Below are 3,941 nucleotides of genomic sequence, written 5' to 3' on the forward strand. Positions count from 1 at the left end.
GAGAAGAGCGCGACGTTTCCGTCCAGCGCGCGAAGATGTGCGATGAGCCGATCAGCACGATCGGAAACTTGTGCGGGCATTTCACCGCGAGGACAACCGTCCCGAAACACATTCCAGTCCGGTCGCCCTTTGCGAATGTCCACGGTGCGCTGTCCTTCGTAATCGCCATAGTCCCATTCCGCCAGGTCCGGTTCAATCTCGGCCGCCGGCCCCAGCCCGGCCAACTCACACGTTCGTCGCGCGCGTTGCCGCGGGCTGGACAGCACACGAGCAAACTTGAACGCCCGGAGGCATGGTCCAAGTTCGCGTGCCTCGTCCTCGCCGCGCGCGGTCAACGGAATGTCCGTGCGACCAGTGTGCTGGCCGGAGAGCGACCACTCGGTTTCGCCGTGTCGAATGAAGTAAAGCTGCAGGAGCCTACTCTGGGTGGCGATCATTTGTTTGCGCCCCATTTCACACCCGGCTAGGCCAGATGCTTCAAACCGTCATCCACCTTGGTCTTCGATCCCGTCTCGGCGCGGGGTTCGAAACAGCGTCCTCTTACTGTCGCTATGGCGAAGATCTCGTGAGTCTGGGAATGCTTGTTGTGATGCTCATATCCTCTCCATCGCGGCATTGTATTCGCCACGGCGCGCAGCCCGATTGCAGCTGGCTCGATGATACAGAGCTTGCTGTGCCGCCAAAATGTGGCTCTCCTCACCTCGCCAAATCTCCAAAGCCGGTTGCTGGATGGCGCGGGCGAATGAAAACGCCAACGCCCAAGGCAGTCGCGAATTCGGTGACTTGGATCTGACATGCATGGCATTCAAACGGGCAGAGGCCAGTTCGCCGGATTGGCCGCCCGACAAGAACGCAATCCCGGGAACGGCGGCTGGGACGACTCGCAGGAGGCATCTCACCGTGGCGTCGGCCACCTCGTCGACCGTTTCTTGCTTAGCGCAGGTCAATCCCGGAAGCACCATGTTGGGCTTCAGGATCATCGCCTCCAGCGTCACCCGTTGGGTGTAAAGCTGGTCGAAAACCCTTCGCAGGACTTCCTCCGTCACCTCGCGGCACCGCTCCAGGGTATGGTCGCCGTCCATGAGCACTTCCGGCTCGACGACTGGGACTAGTCCGGATTCCTGGCACAAGGCGGCATAGCGAGCCAAAGCCTGCGCGTTGGCCTCGATGCAACCCCGACTGGGAAGGCCATCGCCCGCGGCAATCACCGCGCGCCACTTAGCAAAACGGGCGCCTATTTCAAGATATTCTTTAAGGCGGTCGCGCAATCCATCCAGACCTTCGGTTATTTTCTCTCGGGGGTGACCTGCCATGTCCTTTGCGCCGGTATCAACTTTTATGCCGGGTATTATCCCCGCCTCGATGATGGCCTTAACGAAGGGAGTGCCATCTTTCTTCTGCTGGCGGATGGTCTCGTCATAGAGGATTGCGCCACTAATGCACTCACCGAGACCGGGGGTAGTCACAATCAACTCGCGATAGGCGCGCCGGGCCTCCTCGGTCTGAGGAATCCCCAACTTTGCAAATCTTTTATTGCAGGTCGAATTACTCTCATCCATTGCCAGCAGGCCCTTGTCACCAGCCACCAGCGTCCTCGCGGTGTCTATAAGCTCTTGCGCATTCATTTGGAGTTGCCCCACTTCCAGGTCCGGATTTCGGGCAGGTCCTCGCCGTGCTTGTCGATGTACTGCTTGTGCTCGATGAGCTTGTCTTTAAATTGCTGCTTCAAGTAGATGCCCTTGTCGCCGGTCTGCGGCAGGCGATCGATGGTGTCCATCACGAGGTGGAAGCGGTCCAGATCGTTCAGCACCGTCATGTCAAAGGGCGTGGTAATGGTGCCCTCTTCCTTGTAGCCACGGACGTGGATGTTGTCGTGGTTGGTGCGGCGGTAGGTCAGCCGGTGGATCAACCACGGGTAGCCATGGAAGGCGAAGATGACCGGCTTGTCCTTGGTGAAGAGCTCGTCGAAATCCATGTCGCTCAACCCGTGTGGATGTTCGGTGTCTGGCTGCAACTTCATGAGGTCGACGACGTTGACCACCCGGATTTTCAAGTCGGGCAAATGCTCGCGCATGATGGAGACGGCGGCGAGCGTTTCCAGCGTGGGCACGTCGCCGCAGCAGGCCATGACCACGTCGGGTGCAACGCCCTGGTCGTTGCTGGCCCACTGCCAGATGCCAATGCCCACGGTGCAGTGCTTGACGGCGGCGTCCATCGTCAGCCACTGCGGCGCCGGGTGTTTGCCCGCGATCACGACATTGACGTAATGGCGGCTGCGCAGGCAGTGGCCCATCACCGACAGCAGGCAGTTTGCATCTGGCGGCAGGTAAACACGCACGACCTCGGCCTTCTTGTTCACAACGTGGTCGATGAAACCGGGGTCCTGGTGGGTGAAGCCGTTGTGATCCTGGCGCCAGACATGTGAGGCCAGCAGGTAGTTTAACGAGGAGATCTTCCGCCGCCACGGCAGGTGCGACGTGACCTTCAGCCACTTGGCGTGCTGGTTGAACATCGAATCGACGATGTGGATGAACGCCTCGTAGCAGTTGAAGAGCCCATGCCGCCCTGTGAGCAGGTAGCCCTCGAGCCAGCCCTCACATTGGTGCTCGCTGAGCATTTCCATCACGCGCCCGGTGGGTGCGAGAAATTCGTCATTCGGCACGGTCGCGGCGTCCCATTGGCGTTTGGTCACGTCAAAGAGAGCTTCCAGGCCGTTGGAGAGCGTCTCGTCAGGACCAAAGACCCGGAAATTGCGCTGCTCAGTGTTCAGCTTCGCCACGTCGCGCAGGAAACGCCCGAGCACATGCGTGTCGCCAATGCCGCGCACCCCCGGTGAGGGCACGTCGACCGCGTACTCGCGGAAATCCGGCATCCGCAGATCGCGGAGCAGAATGCCGCCGTTAGCGTGGGGATTCGCGCCCATGCGTCGTTCGCCCTTGGGCGCAAGTTCGGCCAGTTCTGGTTTCAGGCGGCCCTGCTCATCGAAGAGTTCCTCCGGCCGGTAGCTTCTCAGCCAGTCTTCCAACAGCTTGAGGTGTTCGGGATGGGTGGCCGGGTCGGAGAGCGGCACCTGGTGCGAACGGAAGGTGCCTTCAACCTGCAGGCCATCGACCGTCTTCGGCCCCGTCCAGCCCTTGGGTGAATTGAGGACGATCATCGGCCAGCGCGGACGCACGAACTTACCTTCGGCGCGGGCGTCCCGCTGGATTTTTTTGATCTGCTCCACTGCCGTGTCGAGCATCACGGCCATAGCCTCATGCATCAGCTCGTGCTCGTGACCCTCGACGAAGTAGGGCGTCCACCCGTAGCCGCAGAGCAGCTGTTCCAATTCCTCGCGGGTGATGCGGGCGAGGATAGTCGGGTTGGAAATCTTGTAGCCGTTGAGATGCAGAATCGGTAGTACCGCGCCGTCGGTCACGGGATCGAGGAACTTGTTCGAGTGCCATGCGGTGGCCAGCGGACCCGTCTCCGCCTCCCCGTCGCCGACGACGCAGGCGACAACGAGATCGGGATTGTCGAATACCGCCCCAAACGAATGGCTGAGCGAATAGCCCAGCTCGCCGCCCTCGTGGATCGAGCCCGGGCACTCCGGCGATGCGTGGCTTGGAATTCCTCCGGGAAATGAAAACTGAATGAAAAGCTTCCGAAGCCCGGCCTCATCCTGGCTGATATCGGGATAGATCTCGCTGTAAGTGCCTTCGAGGTAAGTGTTGGCTACGACCGCCGGGCCGCCGTGACCGGGGCCGGAGACGTAAATCATGTCGAGATCGTATTTTTTGATGACCCGGTTCAAGTGCACGTAAATGAAGTTCTGCCCCGGGGTCGTGCCCCAGTGTCCCAGTAACATGTGCTTCACATCCGTGAGCGCCAGCGGCCGCTTGAGCAGCGGATTATCAAAAAGATAAATCTGGCCGACCGACAGATAGTTGGCGGCGCGCCAG

The 3,941-nt window shown here is 60.3% G+C and carries 3 protein-coding genes; all 3 read right to left on the bottom strand.

The annotated features are described in order from the left end of the window. Positions 1-437, bottom strand: a 437-nt coding sequence (locus tag ACLPJJ_RS01325; protein ID WP_443588928.1) for a histidine phosphatase family protein, incomplete at its 3' end; no start/stop codon positions are given. A gap of 156 nt (positions 438-593) precedes the next feature. After that, the gene (locus tag ACLPJJ_RS01330; RefSeq protein ID WP_443588929.1) at positions 594-1,625 is read right to left on the bottom strand and encodes a class I fructose-bisphosphate aldolase; all 1,032 of its coding nucleotides are present in this window, start codon (positions 1,623-1,625) and stop codon (positions 594-596) included. Then, positions 1,622-3,941, bottom strand: a 2,320-nt coding sequence (locus ACLPJJ_RS01335) for a phosphoketolase family protein (protein WP_443588930.1), incomplete at its 5' end; no start/stop codon positions are given. The genes ACLPJJ_RS01330 and ACLPJJ_RS01335, both read right to left, overlap by 4 nt.

Origin of the sequence: Acidocella sp., from assembly GCF_052326845.1 — a bacterium.
Lineage (GTDB): Bacteria > Pseudomonadota > Alphaproteobacteria > Acetobacterales > Acetobacteraceae > Acidocella.

Excerpts from the sequence above, each read along its gene's own strand:
- ACLPJJ_RS01330 (WP_443588929.1), bottom strand. The coding sequence starts at position 1,625 with ATGAATGCGCAAGAGCTTATAGACACCGCGAGGACGCTGGTGGCTGGT.